This is a genomic window from Streptomyces sp. NPDC031426, from assembly GCF_055581585.1.
Window position 1 is genome coordinate 309,094 of record NZ_JBVIJE010000002.1, and the last position, 16,764, is coordinate 325,857.

Below are 16,764 nucleotides of genomic sequence, written 5' to 3' on the forward strand. Positions count from 1 at the left end.
TCCAGGATGTTCCGCAAGGTGCTGGTCGCCAACCGTGGAGAGATCGCGATCCGCGCGTTCCGGGCGGGCTACGAACTCGGCGCGCGTACCGTCGCCGTGTTCCCGCACGAAGACCGCAACTCACTGCACCGGCTGAAGGCCGACGAGGCGTACGAGATCGGCGAGCCGGGGCATCCGGTGCGGGCGTATCTCTCCGTCGAGGAGATCGTGGGCGCCGCCCGCCGGGCCGGTGCCGACGCCGTCTACCCGGGCTACGGCTTCCTGTCCGAGAACCCGGAACTGGCCCGCGCCTGCGAGGAGGCGGGCATCACCTTCGTCGGCCCGAGCGCGGCCACGCTGGAGCTGACCGGCAACAAGGCCCGCGCGGTCGCCGCCGCCCGCGCGGCCGGCGTGCCCGTGCTCGGCTCGTCCCAGCCCTCCAACGACGTGGACGAACTGGTGCGCGCCGCCGAGGAGATCGGCTTCCCCGTCTTCGTCAAGGCGGTCGCGGGCGGCGGCGGGCGCGGCATGCGCCGCGTGGAGGACCCCGCCCTGCTGCGCGAGTCCATCGAGGCCGCGTCCCGCGAGGCCGACGCCGCGTTCGGCGACCCGACCGTCTTCCTGGAGAAGGCCGTCGTCAACCCGCGCCACATCGAGGTGCAGATCCTCGCCGACGGCGAGGGCAACGTCATCCACCTCTACGAGCGCGACTGCTCCCTCCAGCGCCGCCACCAGAAGGTCATCGAGCTGGCCCCCGCTCCCAACCTCGACCCCGAGGTGCGGGCGCGGATCTGCGACGACGCGGTGCGCTTCGCGCGGGAGATCGGCTACCGCAACGCGGGCACCGTCGAGTTCCTCCTCGACCCCGCGGGCAACCACGTCTTCATCGAGATGAACCCGCGCATCCAGGTCGAGCACACCGTGACGGAGGAAGTCACGGACGTGGACCTCGTCCAGGCCCAGCTGCGGATCGCCTCCGGCGAGACCCTCGCCGACCTCGGTCTCGCCCAGGACACCATCACCCTGCGCGGCGCGGCCCTGCAGTGCCGTATCACCACCGAGGACCCCGCCAACGGCTTCCGCCCGGACACCGGCCGGATCAGCGCCTACCGCTCCCCGGGTGGCTCCGGCATCCGCCTGGACGGCGGAACCACCCACGCCGGTACGGAGATCAGCGCGCACTTCGACTCGATGCTGGTCAAACTCACCTGCCGCGGCCGGGACTTCAAGGCGGCCGTCGGACGCGCCCGGCGTGCCGTGGCCGAGTTCCGCATCCGCGGTGTGGCCACCAACATCCCGTTCCTGCAGGCCGTCCTGGACGACCCGGACTTCCAGGCGGGCCGGGTGACCACCTCCTTCATCGAGCAGCGCCCCCACCTGCTCACCGCCCGCTCCTCCGCCGACCGCGGCACCAAGCTGCTCACCTACCTCGCCGACGTGACCGTCAACAAGCCGCACGGCGAGCGCCCCGACCTGCTCGACCCGGTCACCAAGCTGCCGCCGCTGCCGGCCGGCGAACCGCCCGCGGGCTCCCGCCAGCTGCTGGTCGACCTCGGCCCCGAGGGCTTCGCCCGCCGGCTGCGTGAGTCGCCGACCATCGGTGTCACCGACACCACCTTCCGCGACGCCCACCAGTCCCTGCTCGCCACCCGCGTGCGCACCAAGGACCTCCTCGCCGTCGCCCCGGTCGTCGCCCGCACCCTGCCGCAGCTGCTGTCCCTGGAGTGCTGGGGCGGCGCCACCTACGACGTCGCCCTGCGCTTCCTCGCCGAGGACCCCTGGGAGCGGCTGGCCGCCCTGCGCGAGGCCGTCCCCAACATCTGCTTGCAGATGCTGCTGCGCGGCCGCAACACCGTCGGCTACACGCCGTACCCCACCGAGGTGACCGACGCCTTCGTGCAGGAGGCTGCCGCCACCGGCATCGACATCTTCCGCATCTTCGACGCCCTCAACGACGTCGGCCAGATGCGCCCCGCCATCGACGCCGTACGCGAGACCGGCACCGCGATCGCCGAGGTCGCCCTCTGCTACACCGCCGACCTGGGCGACCCCGCCGAGCGGCTGTACACGCTCGACTACTACCTGCGCCTGGCCGAGCAGATCGTCGAGGCCGGCGCCCACGTCCTCGCGGTCAAGGACATGGCCGGACTGCTGCGCGCCCCGGCCGCCGCCAAGCTCGTCTCCGCGCTGCGCCGCGAGTTCGATCTGCCCGTGCATCTGCACACGCACGACACGGCCGGCGGTCAGCTCGCCACCTACCTCGCCGCGATCCAGGCGGGCGCCGACGCCGTGGACGGCGCGGTCGCCTCCATGGCCGGTACGACCTCCCAGCCGTCGCTGTCGGCACTGGTGGCCGCCACCGACCACTCCGACCGTCCCACCGGGCTCGACCTGCAGGCTGTCGGCGACCTGGAGCCGTACTGGGAGGGCGTCCGCAAGATCTACGCCCCGTTCGAGGCGGGCCTCGCCTCCCCGACCGGCCGCGTCTACCACCACGAGATCCCCGGCGGCCAGCTGTCCAACCTGCGCACCCAGGCCGTAGCCCTCGGCCTCGGCGACCGCTTCGAGGACATCGAGGCCATGTACGCCGCCGCCGACCGCATCCTGGGCCGCCTGGTCAAGGTCACTCCGTCCTCCAAGGTGGTCGGCGACCTCGCCCTGCACCTGGTCGGCGCCGGTGTCTCCCCGAAGGACTTCGAGGAGACGCCCGAGAGGTTCGACATCCCGGACTCGGTGATCGGCTTCCTGCGCGGCGACCTGGGCACCCCGCCCGGCGGCTGGCCCGAGCCGTTCCGCACCAAGGCGCTGCAGGGCCGGGCCACGCCCAAGCCGGCGCCCGAGCTGTCCGCCGACGATCGCGAGGGCCTCGCAAAGGACCGCCGGGCAACTCTCAACCGGCTGCTGTTCCCGGGCCCGACGCGGGAGTTCGACACCCACCGGCAGTCCTTCGGCGACACCAGCGTGCTGGACAGCAAGGCGTTCTTCTACGGGCTGCGTCCGGCCAAGGAGTACGCCGTCGACCTGGAGCCCGGCGTCCGGCTGCTGATCGAGCTGCAGGCGATCGGAGAGGCGGACGAGCGTGGCATGCGCACGGTGATGTCCACGCTCAACGGCCAGCTGCGGCCCATCCAGGTCCGCGACCGCGCCGCGGCCTCGGACGTGCCGGTGACGGAGAAGGCCGACCGCGCCAACCCCGGGCATGTGGCGGCGCCCTTCGCCGGTGTGGTGACCCTGGCGGTGGCCGAGGGCGACGAGGTCGCCGCCGGTGCCACCGTCGCCACGATCGAGGCGATGAAGATGGAGGCCACCATCACGGCTCCGAAGGCGGGCCGGGTCTCCCGCCTGGCCATCAACCGCATCCAGCAGGTGGAGGGCGGCGACCTCCTGGCGGAGCTCGCCTGACTTCGGCGCCTACCCGCTCGCCGGGACTCAGTCCCAGAGCGGGTAGGTCATGACCTGCTTGAATCCGTCCGGCCGGGCGCCGGTGTAGGTCAGGCTGATCTGCGCGTAGCGCTCGAAGGACGGATGCTTCTTCCACTGCTGCTCGCCGGTCAGCCGGATGACGACCGGGTACTGGTGGAAGGTGCCGGCGGCGCAGTACGGGTTGCAGTCGTTGACCCAGTTCACGCCCTCGGCCTTCGCCCCGCCCGGACCCCACTGGGTCCAGTGGAGTCCGGCGAGCCGGCTGTTGCCGTCGCCGCAGGCCAGGATGAAGTCGGTCGGGCGGACGTTCCGGTGGAAGAAGCAGTCCACCAGCACGGGCCGGGCGGTACTGGCCTTCACGCCGGTCCCGTGGGGGGTCGGGGGACTGGCCGAGGCCGTCGTCATTGCCGTGGTCAGCAGGGCTCCTGCCGCCAGGGTGACCGCCGTTCCCACCAGTGCTCCGCGCATGGCCGCTCCCACCGTCGTGCTGTGTTCGACCGTCCACTCGACGCTACGACCGTGCGGCGGTTTGCACCAATCGCGCAGGTCGCGCCGCGTGTCACCCGTGTGCGACGGTCAGGCCGTAGAACGCAACACGGGCGCCGTTGGTCGTGCTGTCCGAGGAGGACTGGTTGTAGGAGCCGGCCTTGAAGTACTGCTTGTACCGCTGGAACGACGACGGGATCCCGTAGTGGGTGGTGGTGCCGTTGACGGTCAGGTCGACGGTGTTGCCGCCGGAAACGGCGATGGTGTAGCTCCAGGTCCTGCCGACCGGCACATGCCCCACGGTGTGCGGGGTCTGCCCGCCGGACGGCGAGTTCTCCGTGCCGAGGACGATGTCGCCGTTCGCGTGGTAGTACAGCTCCAGCAGCGGCTTGGTGGAGGAGCCGCCGCTGCCGAGGTGGATCTGCCCGACGCACACGTTCTTCGTCACGGACACCACGCGCAGGGTCGCGTTCATCCGGTGCGAGCCGGACAGTGCCCAGTCGGCGGCGCTGCCGTCCCGGTTCATCTCGCGCAGCTCGGAGCGGGCGTAGTTGGAGTTCGGGGTCGTCACGCCCTTCTCGGGCGCCCAGAAGGTCATGGCGCCGTCCCGGGCGTCGGTGTAGAAGTACGCGTCCTGGTAGCCGTTCGGGCCCTGGAGCCGGGACGGCGGGATGGTGGTGGGGCTGCCGGGGGAGCCGACGGGCTCCTGCAGCTCCCAGACCGACAGGTCGAAGTTGCCGCCGGGGGCGACATGCGGATCGGCGGCGACCGCGCTGGGGCTGCCGAGCAGGGCGAGGGTGAGAGCGAGTCCCGCGGTGGTCGGCACCGCGAGGAGCCGGGATCGGGTCATGTGGGGGGTCCCTTCCGCGAACCTGAGGCGGACGCGGATGCGTTCAGAATGATGAACTCTGAACGCATCCTTGGTCGCTGATGACCCGAGAAGCTAGAGGTCTGAACCAGACACGTCAAGTGCTCAGCAGGCGCCCTCGTCCTGCCACGGCCCCCATTCCGAGGCGCCGGGCACCTCGTTCTGGGTCCACCACTTGGCCTTCCAGTTGTGCTTGTTGTAGGAGACCTCGTTCCCCTGTGTGTACACCGCCGTGGAACTCCACGCGGGCTTGCAGGAGGACGGTGTCGGCGTGGGGGTCGGCGTCGGCGTCGGGGTCGGCGGGGTGACGCCGGCGAACTGCACCGAGTACTTCGCGAAGTCCCACGAGTTCTGGGTGACGCTGGAACATGTCCCGGAGGTACGGCCCCCGTTGTCGGGCGGGCTGCACTGCCGGTCGCGGTTCAGGGACCAGAACGTGAAACGGTCCATGTTGTGGCTCGTCGCGTAGTCCAGCACCGTCTGGAAGTCGGCCTGGGTGAAGTACTCGCCCGAGTCGCTGCGGCCGTTCATGCCGGAGAAGCCCTCGTGGGCGTACGCGGTCGCCTGGTCCCAGCCGAAGGTCGACTGCAGGATCGAGTTGAAGTTGGTCAGCGCGCTGGTCTGGCTCGCCGCCCCGTTGAAGCCGCCGTCGAACGGCATGATGGAGAAGTTGTTCGGGGTGAACCCCTGTGACTTGGCCTCCAGCAGCATCTGCTTGCCGAACCAGCCGGTGCCGTCCGCCGTACCGGCCGTCGTCACCGAGACGTACAGCCCCGGGTTGTTCTGCTGGAGGATCTTGGCCGCGCCGATCTCGTTCTTGATGGCCGCGCTGTTCTCGTACTCCGGCTCTTCCAGGTCGAAGTCGATGGCGTGCAGCCCGTACTTGGTGATGACCTGCTGGTAGGCCGCCGCCGTGGCCGCCGCGTCCGCGCACGCCTGGCCCAGCTTCGTGCCGCCGTAGCCGCCGATGGAGACCGAGACGTCACCGCCCTTGGCGCGGATCGTGTTGATCAACGACTGCACGGCCGTGTCGGAGGAGACGGGCGCGGTTCCGCCCCAAGTGGGCGAGCAGCCACCGCCGTTGGGGGCGAGGACGAAGGCCAGCTGGAAGGCCTTCAGGCCGGTGGCATCCATGATGGCCGCCGGGTCCGGCGGGTCGTTGTCCAGCGGCATGAGATAGGGGGCGGCGGCGTACCAGCGGTTGCTCAGCGCGCTCGTAGCGCCCGAGGCGCTGCTCGCCATGAGCGCGGTCGTGCCGGCGGCGGCGAGTGTGACGGCCGCCGCCGCGCCCAGACATGCCCGAAGACGTCTCACTGCGTGCCTCCAGAGAGTGGGGGAGTCCCCAGAGCGGGGAGCCCCACCCTCCGGGAGCTGTTGCGGTCACGTCAACAAGTTGGACTAGACCAACACGCTCTTTGGACTAGACCATACGATTCCTTTACCTCTCGTCGACCAGTCGCACAGTGAAGCCCCGGTCCAGCGGCAGGCTCGGTGCGGTGATGGTCGTGACCTGCGTGCCGGCGTCGTACGACCAGGCGGAGACGGAGAGTTGGCGGCCGTCGAGGAGGATCCGCGCGGGCGCCCCCTCGCCGTGCACGGTGAACCGGTAGGAGCGGGCGTCCACCTTGCCGGCATAGTCGCCCCTGCTCGCGCCCACCGAGACGGTCGTCCCGCCGCCGTCGGAGTGCAGGGAGACCCGCTGGACGGCGGCGGCGCCCTCGGTGAAGTCGCGGGTCAGCCCGTCGTCCTCGTACAGCGTGTAGTGACTCGTGCCGTGGGCCGCCGGATACAGGTCCCAGTCCAGCTCGTGCCGGTCCCGGGCCTGCCAACTCGTCGTCCCCTTGGGCCACATCGGCACGATCGCGCCCTCACGCACGAACAGCGGGAGTGTGTCGAGCGGGGCGTGGTAGCCGTTGAGGGTGGTCGGGCCCTGGTAGGTGCGGCCGGTCCAGTAGTCGGTCCAGGTGCCCTTCGGCAGATAGATGCCGTCGCGCGTGTCGGAGTCCTGGTACACCGGGGCGACGAGGAAGTCGGGGCCGGACAGGAACTCGTACTTCGCCTGGTCGGACAGGGTGTCCGGGTCGTCCGGGTACTCCAGCCACAGCGGACGCACCGCGCCGACACCGGTCTTCGCCGCCTCGGCGGAGAGTGTGTACATGTACGGCAGCAGCCGCTCCTTCAGCTGCAGGTACTTCCCGTTGACGGAGGTGTACGGCTCGCCGTCGAGCCAGGGCTGCTGGTCGGCGGGCTTGTTGGTGGTGAGGTCGGTCGCCCAGCCGTCCATGGTCATGATGGCCGGCAGGAACGCCTTCCACTGCAGATCGCGGGCGTACATCTTCGCGTCGTGGCGGTAGATGCTGCCCACGTCACCGGTGTTGTAGGCGATACCGGACATGGTCGCCCCGGCATAGGTCGGGATCTGCCAGCGGATGTAGTCCCACGACAGCTTCTGGTCGCCGCTCCACAGCACCCCGCAGCGCTGGGCGCCCGCCCAGGACACCGGCAGCCACACGAAGCCGCGCGCGCCGCTGTTGTCCTCGATCCCCTTCTTGGCGGCGTCGCACGCGTCCAGCGCGAACCTGTAGCCGTTGCCGACCCAGGCCACGTCCAGCTTGGCCACCCGCTGGCCCGCCCTGACCTGGTCGGCGAGCTTGTCGATGCCGTCCTGGGTCCACAGGCCGAGCTGGGCGTGGTGCTCCTGCAGACCCTGGGCGGTCTGCTGAAGGTTCTCGTACCCGCAGCCGTAGCCGTCGTTGACCAGCATCCAGCCGAGCGGCATCTGGTGCTGTGCGTACCCGTCGGCGATCTTCAACGCGTCCAGGGTGTGCCGCTCGCCCCGGTTGGCGTTGTGCAGGTAGCAGTCGGAGTCGCCGGGTTCGAGACCGTACACCGGCGGCATAAAGGGCCTGCCCACCAACGCCGTGTACTTGCCGATGACCTGCTTGGCGTCGCCGAGGAAGTAGTAGGCGTCCAGCCGCCGTTCCTGCTGGCCCGTGGTCACCGGTGAGCCGAAGGTGTACACGCCCGGCGCGAACGTGTTGCGGAAGGCGCCGTAGCCCGCGCTGGAGAGGTAGAACGGCTGGGAGTTGTTGTAGCCGCCCTCGTTCCAGTCGAAGCTGTTGGCCACGTACATCGTCCGCCCGCGGTGCGAGAAACTGCCGTTCTGCTCCCCGCCGCCGAAGAACTGCTCGTCCGCGCCCCGCGTGAGGCTCTGCCGCATGCCGCCAGTGGACCAGCGCAGCGGCTTGTCCTCCTGCCAGATCCGGGTGCGGTTGTCGGGCTTGTACAGCCCGAAACGCAGCGGCTTCTTGTACACGCGCAGCACGGCCTGCGGCGAGCGGATGCCGTAGTAGTCGCCCGCGTCGAAGGACGAGGTGCGCCGCTCCACGGCCGGCGGCCTGCGCACGATGGCCGTGCCCGCGGGATCGCTCAGCGAGCCGGACGGGTCGGCCTGCAGCCGCAGTTGGCCTCCCGTCAGAAAGTCCGCCCGCGCTGTGAGCTGTCCCGCCTCGACGGTGTAGCTGCCGTCGCCGCCCGAGAAGGACGTGAGATCGCCCGCGTCCGTGGTGGCGGGCAGGTACGCGGCGCCCGTGAAGGAGTTGTCGTGCACGTCGTACGGCACGACCACCACGTGGTACGTCCCGGACGCCCGCGGAATCACCGTGGCCTCGGGGTCGGCCGTGCCCGCGCTGGACGCGACCTGCTTGCCGTGGTCGTCGTACACGTACAGGTCGAAGTCGTCGGAGGGCTTCTGCCACCTGATCGACAGGGGGACGCCGCCCTCGGGGTTGTCGTCCCAGTAGCCGTCCGGCACCGAGACGGTCAGATCGAAGCGGTCGCAGACCTTGCCGTCGGGGTCGGCGGCCGGATCGGGACAGCTCTCGGTGCCGCCGCCGGTGCCCTTGGCGTAGACCGGGCTCTGCCAGCTGACGCTGCTGTGCGCGGCGTCGAGTACGGCGCCGGAGGCGGTGGCGGCGGCCCGGGCGGGCGCCGGGGCGGCGAGCAGGGTTCCCGCCAGGGCGGTCGCCAGCCCCAGCGGTACCCAGGCCGGCCACGGCACACGGTGGCGCAGTCTTCGCGATCTTTGCACGGCGGAACAGCTCCCCTCGCAGTACTGCGGACTGACTGTTCTTGCACTGGTGCGCGCAAGCGCTCGAAACAGGCTTGAATCGAGCAACTTCAAGCAGGCAGCCTCGGGGCTGACGCAGGTTCATGTCAATAGCGAGGGCCTGGAACCCCGCCGGACACGACGAAGGCCGACCCCCCGACAGCAGGGGCCGGCCTTCGCGGGCGGGTCGCTCAGCCCGCGTTCTTCCGGAGCACGATCTGGGTCTGCGTGGTCTGGCCGACCAGCCGGTCCCGGTCGTCGCGCAGGTCCGTCTGCACCACGATGAGCGTGCCGCCGAGGTGCAGCGGCCGGGCGGTGGCACGGACGTGCCCGGAGGTGACCCCCCGCAGGAAGTTCGTCTTGGACTCCACCGTCGACGTACCGGTCGCCCCCTCGGGCAGGTTGAGGTAGGCGCACACCGCCCCGACGCTGTCCGCCAGCGCCATCAGGGCACCGCCGTGCAGGGCGCCGCCCGCCGTACACGCCTGCCGGGACCAGGCCAGCGAGCCGACGGTGCGCTCGGCGGTGGCCTCCTTCAACTCGATGCCCAGCCCGGCCGCGAAGGGCATGGCGGCCAGCAGCTCGGCAGGCTCGGGATGCGACGACATGGCGTACCGCCTTTCGTGAGTGCCACGATGATCGGGCAGTGTGTCAGTCAGCCCCCGGACGGCTCCTGGAGCATGGCGAGTTTCAGGACACCGCCGCCGATGCCCCAGCCGCCGTCCGCCACCTCCTCCACCAGGACCATGGTGGCGGCGCGGGCCCGCTCGCCGTAGATCTCGACATACAACTCGGTCGTACGGGTGACGAGCAGCTCCTTCTGCTTGTCGTCCAGGCTGCCGGCAGGCACCTTGAAATTCGCGAACGGCATGGGTTTTCCTCCTTGATCCGAGGGGTGTCAGAGGGAACTGCACGGGGTGAGCAGGTCGTCGAGGCCGGCGCGGCGGAAGAACTCGGTGCGGATGCGGTCGGCGACCGCGGAGACGACCTCGCTGCCGTCACGGGCGGGGTCCACGTGGGTGCGCAGCGGCCGGCGGCCGGCGGGCAGGTCCACCAGGCGTACGACGGCCGCCGCGACCTGCGCCGGGTCCGCGTCCGGCGGGACCAGTGCCCCGAGCCGCTTGTCCAGGTCCGCGAGCAGGGTGCCGTAGCGCTCGGCATAGGCCGCCGCGCGTCCGGTGTCGGCGGGGGCGCCGGCGTGCAGGAAGTGGTTCGTGCCGGAGGTGAAGGCGCCCGGCACGACGAGCGCGCTGTCGATGCCGAACCGGACCAGTTCACCGGCGTAACTGACCGCCAGCGCGTCCATCGCCGCCTTGGCCGCGAAGTACGGCCCCAGGAAGGGCGGACAGCCGCCGCGGGTGCTGGAGCTGCCGATCCATACCAGCAGGCCCTCGCCCTGTTCCCGCAGCCGGGGGAGCGCGGCCCGGTTCACGCGCTGAGCGCCCAGCACGTTGACGTCGTACAGATCCGCGAGCTGCTCGGGCGTGAAGGCCTCGGCGGGCCCCGTGACCATGTGGCCCGCATTGTGCACCAGCACGTCCAGCCGGCCCTCGGCGGCCAGCACGCGGGCCACCGCCGCGTCGGCGGAGCCCTGGGAGGTGACGTCCAGTTCGACGGCGTGCAGGGACACGCCGTGCTCGGCCGCGTACCGGTCCAGGCCGGCCACGGCGGGTGCGTTGCGGCCGGCCGTCTGCCGGATCCCCGCGTAGACGGTGTGGCCGGCGTCGGCGAGGGCGCGCACGGTCAGCGCGCCGAAGCCGCTGGAGGCGCCGGTGACCAGGATGGTCCGGGGTGTGTGGGTGGTCGTTCGGGGAGTGTCCGTGGTCATGGTTCCTCGATGGCGTGGGGATCGGGACAGGATGGGGACTGGAGGTCAGACGATGCCGCCGTTGGCGCGCACGACCTGGCCGTTGATCCAGTGGCCGGCCGGGGAGGCGAGGAACGCCACCACCTCGGCGATGTCGGCGGGCGTGCCGAGGCGTTCCAGTGGCGGCTGGGCGGCCAGGCGCGCGATGGCCTGCTCGTCCTTGCCGTCCAGGAACAGCTCGGTGGCCGTGGGCCCGGGGGCCACGGTGTTCACGGTGACGTCCCGGCCGCGCAGCTCGCGGGCCAGCACCAGGGTCAGCGCCTCGACCGCGCCCTTGCTCGCGCTGTAGGCGCCGTAGGCGGGAAAGGCCAGGCCCACCACGGACGTGGAGAAGGCGACGAACGAGCCGCCCCGGCGCAGGGTGCGGGCCGCCTCACGGGCGACCACGAACGTGCCGCGGATGTTGGTGCGGTGCAGCGCGTCCAGCTCCGCGAGGTCCAGCTCGGCGATCGGCGCGAGGTACATCCGGCCGGCCGCGTGGACCACGACGTCCACCCCGCCGAACTCCGCGGCGGCCGTCCCGAACAACTCGGCGACCTGCTGTTCGTCGGCGACGTCGGCGCGCACGGCGACCGCGCCGCCGCCGGCCGCGGTGACCTCCTTGACGGCGGCCTCGGCCGACTCGCGGTTGCCGGCGTACCCGATCACCACCGCGTACCCCTCGGCGGCGAGCCGGCTCACGGTCGCCCGGCCGATGCCGCGCGAGCCCCCGGTGACCACGGCCACGCGGGGCCGCGCAGTCGACTCCCGGGGCGCCGATTCCTGGACGGCTGTTTCCCGGATGGCTGTTTCCCGGGTGGCTGTTTCCCGGGTGGCTGTTTCCTCAGCGGACATGAGCGGTCTCCTGCCGGACGGGGCGGTGCGGAACTCCTTCAGCCTGGGCCGCCGCGCCCGGGCCAGCCACGGCTGCGCTCACCCTGGGGTCGGCAACCCCTGGATACGCGTCCCCCCAGGCGCGACCATGGAGGGCGTGAACCATGCCGAACTGGCCGCCTTCCTGAAGTCCCGGCGCGACCGGGTCCGCCCCGCCGACGCCGGCCTGCCCACCGGCCCGCGGCGCCGGGTCCCGGGTCTGCGCCGCGAGGAGGTGGCCCAGCTGGCCGGGCTGTCGGCCGACTACTACACCGAGCTGGAGCGGGGCCGCGGCGCCCAGCCCTCCGCGCAGGTCCTGGCCGCCCTCGCCCGCGCGCTGAGGCTCGGCGGCGACGAACGCGACCATCTGTTCCACCTCGCCGACCGCCCGTTGCCGGCCGAGGCGTCCGGGCCCACCGCGCTCGTCCAGCCCGCCCTGCTCGGCCTGCTGGACCGGCTCACCACGACCCCCGCCCAGGTCATCACCGACCTGCACGAACCGCTTGTGCAGAACCCCCTCGCCGTGGCGCTGCTCGGTGCGATGCCGAGCGGACGCGGGCCCCACCGCGGCTTCGTGTACCGGTGGTTCACCGACCCCGCCGCCCGCGGCCTCTACCCGGCCGAGGACCATCCGCACCACTCCCGGGTGTTCACCGCCGACCTCCAGGCGGTAGCGGCCCGGCGCGCCAAGGACGCCGACGTCACCCGGCTGGTGGCCACGCTGCTGCGGCGCAGCACGGAGTTCGCCGAGCTGTGGGAGCAGCGGGAGGTGGCCCTGCGCCGCACCGACCACAAGCGGATCGTCCACCCCTCGCTCGGCGTCATCGAGCTGGACTGTCACAGCCTCTTCAGCGAGGACGGCCGGCAGCGCCTGCTGTGGTTCAGCGCCCCGCCCGGCACCGAGGGAGCCGCCCAGCTGGAGCTGCTCTCGGTGATCGGCACTCAGGACCTGGACACCACGACGGAACAGCCGGGCCGCCGGCCCCGATGAGGTGGATTGCAGCAGGCTTGTCACGAAGTCGGCAGACCCGTGGCGGATCTTCCGTCGCCTGAGGCACCCTTGACAGTGTGCGCCCTGTTTCGCGACGTTTGAGCAGTCGCGCGCGGAGGGGATGCGGCGCACATCGGAACGAGTGGCAGGACGCGCCCGGCGCGTCATGGGGGGAGCGGTCGCCCATGCGATCCATGAGCCATGATCCACACGCCTCACCGGTCTGCGCCGCTTCGGGCGCGCCGCTCGCGGAGCCTGCGGAAGGGCGGTCGAACTGAGGTGGAGATCACCATCCACAGACCCGGCGAGCTGACGCCCGAGCTGTGCGGGGCCTGGCACCGCGCGATGGACGAGTCGCCCGAGTACTCCAATCCCTTCCTCGCACCGGAGTTCGCGATCGGCGTCGGCCGCTACCGGCGCGCGGCCCGGGTGGCGGTCCTGCGCGAGGGCGGGGAACCGGCCGGGTTCTTCGCGTACGAGCGGGGGTCGTTCGGCACCGGACGGGCCATCGGGCTCGGACTGTCCGACTGCCAGGCCCTCGTGCACCGGCCCGGGGTCACCTGGAACGCCGAGGACCTGCTGCGGGCCTGCGGGCTCAGCATCTTCGAGTTCGACCATCTCGTCCAGGAGCAGCGGCCGTTCGCCTCGCACGTCACCGGCACCTTCGCCTCGCCGGTGATCGATGTGAAGCCCGGCGACGGCGGCTACCCGGAGTGGCTGCGGAGCACCTACCCGGGCCTGGCCAAGACCACGCTGAAGAAGGAGCGGCGGCTCGGCCGGGACATCGGCGAGGTGCGGTTCGAGTTCGACGAGCGCGACCCGGAGGTGCTGCGCACCCTCATGCGCTGGAAGTCCGCGCAGTACCGCAGGACCGGCCGCATGGACCGGTTCTCCCGGCCGTGGATCGTCGGCCTGGTCGACCATCTCTTCCGCGTCCGCGAGGAGCACTTCACCGGAGTGCTGTCCGTGCTGTACGCGGGCGACCGGCCGGTCGCCGCCCACTTCGGACCCCGGTCGAGCACCGTGCTGGCGGCCTGGTTCACCGCCTACGACCCCGAACTGCACTACTACTCACCGGGGTTGATGATGCATCTGCGGACCGCCGAGGCGGCGGCCCGGCACGGGGTGACCCTCGTGGACCTCGGGCGCGGCGACAAGGAGTACAAGGACTGGCTCAAGACCCGTGAACTGCGGGTCGCCGAGGGCTTCGCGGCCCGCCCGCACCCGGTGGCGCTCGCCCACCGGCTGTGGCGCAGGCCGGTGCGGGGGCTGCGGAACACGGTCAACGCCCATCCGCAGCTGCGCGCCCCGGCCGACCGGCTGCTGAAGACGGTGGGCAGGGTGCGCACCCAGGGCGTGGCGGCTTCCCCGGCCGCCCGGAAGAATCGCCTTCCGGAGCGGTAGCTACTGGCAGGTTCTCGTCAAAATTTCGCCAAGCGGCGGCTGTTTTCGCGCGGGCGTGATCGGGTCTCCTGGTCGGCAGTGTCGATGCCCTTCAGGAGGCCCCTGGTGTCCGTACCAACCCACAGAAGACGGTGGTTCACCGTCTGTGCGCTCGCCGCGTCCGCCGCACTGGTCGCGATACCCCCGTCCGCCGCCTCGGGGCGATCGGTGAGCCCCTTCGGTGTGCGGGTCCTCGGCCAACTCGCCAAGGAGCGCGAGCAGTCCGTGGGTGCCATGTCACCGCACGTGGCGGCGGACGGCGATCACGGCAACGAGGCGGACGAGATCGCCGAGGGCGCGGACCAGTACGCCGAGGCCCGCACCTCGCCGGGTGTGGTCGCACCGGGTGCGTACGGCGCGGCCTGGCACGACCTGAACAACCTCCGGCGGACCGAAGGCAGTTGGCGCAACATCACCGACCTGCCGTACAACTCCGACGACCCGCGCTACCGCGACATCGACTCCAACTCCAGCGGCGGCGGCGGGAACGTCACCGGCCGGATGGCGGCGATCGCCGCGGACGACGACGGTTACGTCTACGCGGGCAGCGCCGGCGGCGGCGTGTGGCGCTCGCGCGGCGGGGGCGGCCACTGGAAGCCCATCAGCGACCGGCTGCCCGCCCAGTCCACCGGCGCCCTCGCCCTCGACGGCGCCGGCCGGCTGTGGCTGGGCACGGGCGAGGCGACCACCAACTCCGACGCCTACCTCGGCAGCGGCGTCTACGTCCTCACGCACCCGCACCACGGCACCTTCTCGGCGCGCAGCCGGGTCGGCGGCGACGAGCTGGAGAGCACCACCATCCACGAGCTGCGCTTCGGCGGCGGCAAGGTGTGGGCGGCCACCAGCAAGGGCGTGTGGAGCCACTCCACGAAGAACCTGGGCGGCGCCTGGAAGCTGGAGTTCGCGCCCAACCCGGACTTCCTGCCGGGCGGTGCGAAGGCCGGCGACCCGAACGCGCCGTACAAGAACATCGCCAACGACATCGCCATCGACCCCAAGGACCCGGCCAAGGTGGTCCTCGCCGTCGGCTGGCGCGGCGGCGACGACTACAACGGCTTCTACACCAGGGTGGGCGGCACCTGGACCCGGATCACCAGCGGCCTCGGTGACCTCCCGGCCGACGCCGGCAACGTCGGCAACGTCACCTTCGCCCGCTCCGCCGACGGCTCCCGCTACTACGCCATCGACCAGTCCCCGCAGCAGCTGAGCACCAACCCGGACAGCGGCCTGGAGGGCATCTACGTCTCCAAGTCCGGCTCGCCGACCGGGCCCTGGACGAAGGTCGCCGACTACAAAGGCCTGGCCGCCGACAACTCGGCGCTGACGACCGCCGGTTACATGCCCGGCGTCCAGGCCTGGTACAACCAGTTCCTCGCCGTCGACCCGGCCGACCCGCAGCACGTGTACGCCGGCCTCGAAGAGGTCTACGAGACCAAGGACGGCGGCGCCAACTGGTCGACGGTCGGCCCGTACTGGAACTTCACCTTCTCCTGCTGGAGCATCGACCCGGCCAAGCAGACCGGTGACTGCAACCCGACCACCCACTCCGACCAGCACGGCGTCGCGATCGGCCGCTACCACGGCAAGAGCTTCGTGTACGTCGGCAACGACGGCGGCGTCTACAAGCGCCCGGTGAACGGCTCCCAGGACGCCTCCGGCCACGCCACCGACTGGACCTCCCTCAACGACGGCACCATCGACACCCTCCAGTACTACTCCGTCGGCATCGGCAAGGACCTCGACCACGGCGGCCTGTCCGTCACCGGCGGCCTGCAGGACAACGGCCAGTCCATCCTGCGCGGCGACGACAAGGTCATGGGCTCCAACTTCGGCGGCGATGGCGGCGACACCCTCACCGACCCCGCCAACGGCTGCAACATCGCCCAGGAGTACGTCTACCTCGCCGTCCAGGTCACCCAGAACTGCGCGGTGAACGACGGCAGCTGGGCGACCGACCCGAGCAAGGCCACTTCGTACTCCGTCGCCCCGCCCGACAACGCCACCAGCGAGGCCCGCTTCATCGCCCCGCTCGCCGCGGACATGAAGGACGGCAACACCTGGGTCGCCGGCGGCCGGCACATCTGGGTGCAGACCCACGGCTACGTCATCCGCAGCGGCAAGGAGTGGACCAGCGTCCACGACTTCGGCGCCGGCCGGGTGGCGACCGCCGTCGCCGCGTCCGGCGGGAAGATCTACGCCGCCTGGTGCGGCCCCTGCAACAACCAGGGGTTCGCCCGCGGAATCGCCGTCGGCAACGCGGACGGCACCGGCTGGCACGACATCAGCCTGCCCGCCGACGGCACGGTGCCCAACCGGTACCTGAGCGGGTTCGCCGTGGACCCGAAGAACGCCGACCATGTCTTCCTCGCCGTCAACGGCTTCTCCCGGCGCTGGACCGAGGGCCCCGGCGCGGGCGTCGGCCATGTCTTCGAGTCCACCGACGGCGGGACGACCTGGAAGGACATCTCGGCCAACCTGCCCGACGTGCCCACCGATTCCGCGCTGGTGACCGCGGACGGCGGCCTCGCCGTCGCCACCGACCTCGGTGTCGTCTACCGTGCGCCGGGCCGCACCACCTGGCAGCGGATCGGCAGCCTGCCGGCCGTCGCCGTGCTCCAGCTCAAGACGAGCCCCGACGGCGGCACGCTGTACGCCGCCACGCACGGCCGCGGCATCTACACGGTCAGGCTGTGCGACCTCCGCTGACCTCCCGCTGAATCAGGAGGGGTGACTCCCGGGCCCCGGGG

The 16,764-nt window shown here is 71.3% G+C and carries 12 protein-coding genes; 4 read left to right on the forward strand and 8 right to left on the reverse strand.

Going from position 1 to position 16,764, the window contains the following annotated elements:
- The first annotated feature begins 6 nt into the window (after positions 1–6).
- A complete protein-coding gene (locus tag ACZ5NH_RS04420) occupies positions 7–3,381 on the forward strand; it encodes a pyruvate carboxylase (RefSeq protein WP_468772916.1) in 3,375 nt (1,124 codons plus the stop codon).
- A 27-nt stretch (positions 3,382–3,408) separates the two neighbouring features.
- Here the strand turns inward: ACZ5NH_RS04420 and ACZ5NH_RS04425 are convergent, their stop codons facing one another.
- The 8 genes from ACZ5NH_RS04425 to ACZ5NH_RS04460 form a co-directional block, all read right to left on the reverse strand.
- Positions 3,409–3,870: a hypothetical protein gene (locus ACZ5NH_RS04425; RefSeq protein WP_468772917.1), complete on the reverse strand. Its 462-nt coding sequence runs from the start codon at positions 3,868–3,870 to the stop codon at positions 3,409–3,411.
- A 91-nt stretch (positions 3,871–3,961) separates the two neighbouring features.
- Positions 3,962–4,738 (reverse strand): polysaccharide lyase family 7 protein, encoded by a 777-nt coding sequence (locus tag ACZ5NH_RS04430; protein WP_468772918.1) that lies wholly within the window; start codon positions 4,736–4,738, stop codon positions 3,962–3,964.
- Positions 4,739–4,861: 123 nt separating this feature from the next.
- Complete coding sequence (locus ACZ5NH_RS04435) at positions 4,862–6,070, reverse strand: carbohydrate-binding protein (protein WP_468772919.1); 1,209 nt, start codon at positions 6,068–6,070, stop codon at positions 4,862–4,864.
- 124 nt (positions 6,071–6,194) lie between these two features.
- Positions 6,195–8,366, reverse strand: coding sequence for a glycoside hydrolase family 31 protein (locus ACZ5NH_RS04440; RefSeq protein WP_468773088.1), 2,172 nt, complete (start codon positions 8,364–8,366; stop codon positions 6,195–6,197).
- A gap of 689 nt (positions 8,367–9,055) precedes the next feature.
- Positions 9,056–9,472, reverse strand: coding sequence for a PaaI family thioesterase (locus ACZ5NH_RS04445; RefSeq protein WP_388625682.1), 417 nt, complete (start codon positions 9,470–9,472; stop codon positions 9,056–9,058).
- Positions 9,473–9,519: 47 nt separating this feature from the next.
- A complete protein-coding gene (locus ACZ5NH_RS04450; RefSeq protein WP_388625684.1) occupies positions 9,520–9,735 on the reverse strand; it encodes a tautomerase family protein in 216 nt (71 codons plus the stop codon).
- A 27-nt stretch (positions 9,736–9,762) separates the two neighbouring features.
- Positions 9,763–10,692, reverse strand: coding sequence for an SDR family NAD(P)-dependent oxidoreductase (locus tag ACZ5NH_RS04455; protein WP_468772920.1), 930 nt, complete (start codon positions 10,690–10,692; stop codon positions 9,763–9,765).
- A 45-nt stretch (positions 10,693–10,737) separates the two neighbouring features.
- Positions 10,738–11,565, reverse strand: a complete 828-nt coding sequence (locus ACZ5NH_RS04460; protein ID WP_468772921.1) for an SDR family oxidoreductase — start codon at positions 11,563–11,565, stop codon at positions 10,738–10,740.
- Between the two features lie 136 nt (positions 11,566–11,701).
- Between ACZ5NH_RS04460 and ACZ5NH_RS04465 the strand changes: the two genes are divergently transcribed.
- The 3 genes from ACZ5NH_RS04465 (at position 11,702) to ACZ5NH_RS04475 (ending at position 16,723) form a co-directional block, all read left to right on the forward strand.
- Positions 11,702–12,574, forward strand: a complete 873-nt coding sequence (locus ACZ5NH_RS04465) for a helix-turn-helix transcriptional regulator (RefSeq protein ID WP_468773089.1) — start codon at positions 11,702–11,704, stop codon at positions 12,572–12,574.
- Between the two features lie 279 nt (positions 12,575–12,853).
- Positions 12,854–13,978 (forward strand): GNAT family N-acetyltransferase, encoded by a 1,125-nt coding sequence (locus ACZ5NH_RS04470; protein ID WP_468772922.1) that lies wholly within the window; start codon positions 12,854–12,856, stop codon positions 13,976–13,978.
- Positions 13,979–14,083: 105 nt separating this feature from the next.
- Complete coding sequence (locus ACZ5NH_RS04475; RefSeq protein ID WP_468772923.1) at positions 14,084–16,723, forward strand: WD40/YVTN/BNR-like repeat-containing protein; 2,640 nt, start codon at positions 14,084–14,086, stop codon at positions 16,721–16,723.
- The last annotated feature ends 41 nt before the right edge of the window (positions 16,724–16,764 follow it).

What these genes read in the sequence shown, in the direction of transcription:
- ACZ5NH_RS04420 (WP_468772916.1), top strand. Translation starts at nt 7, where the DNA reads ATGTTCCGCAAGGTGCTGGTCGCCAACCGTGGAGAGATCGCGATCCGC.
- ACZ5NH_RS04425 (WP_468772917.1), bottom strand. Translation starts at nt 3,870, where the DNA reads ATGCGCGGAGCACTGGTGGGAACGGCGGTCACCCTGGCGGCAGGAGCC.
- ACZ5NH_RS04430 (WP_468772918.1), bottom strand. Translation starts at nt 4,738, where the DNA reads ATGACCCGATCCCGGCTCCTCGCGGTGCCGACCACCGCGGGACTCGCT.
- ACZ5NH_RS04445 (WP_388625682.1), bottom strand. Translation starts at nt 9,472, where the DNA reads ATGTCGTCGCATCCCGAGCCTGCCGAGCTGCTGGCCGCCATGCCCTTC.
- ACZ5NH_RS04450 (WP_388625684.1), bottom strand. Translation starts at nt 9,735, where the DNA reads ATGCCGTTCGCGAATTTCAAGGTGCCTGCCGGCAGCCTGGACGACAAG.
- ACZ5NH_RS04455 (WP_468772920.1), bottom strand. Translation starts at nt 10,692, where the DNA reads ATGACCACGGACACTCCCCGAACGACCACCCACACACCCCGGACCATC.
- ACZ5NH_RS04460 (WP_468772921.1), bottom strand. Translation starts at nt 11,565, where the DNA reads ATGTCCGCTGAGGAAACAGCCACCCGGGAAACAGCCACCCGGGAAACA.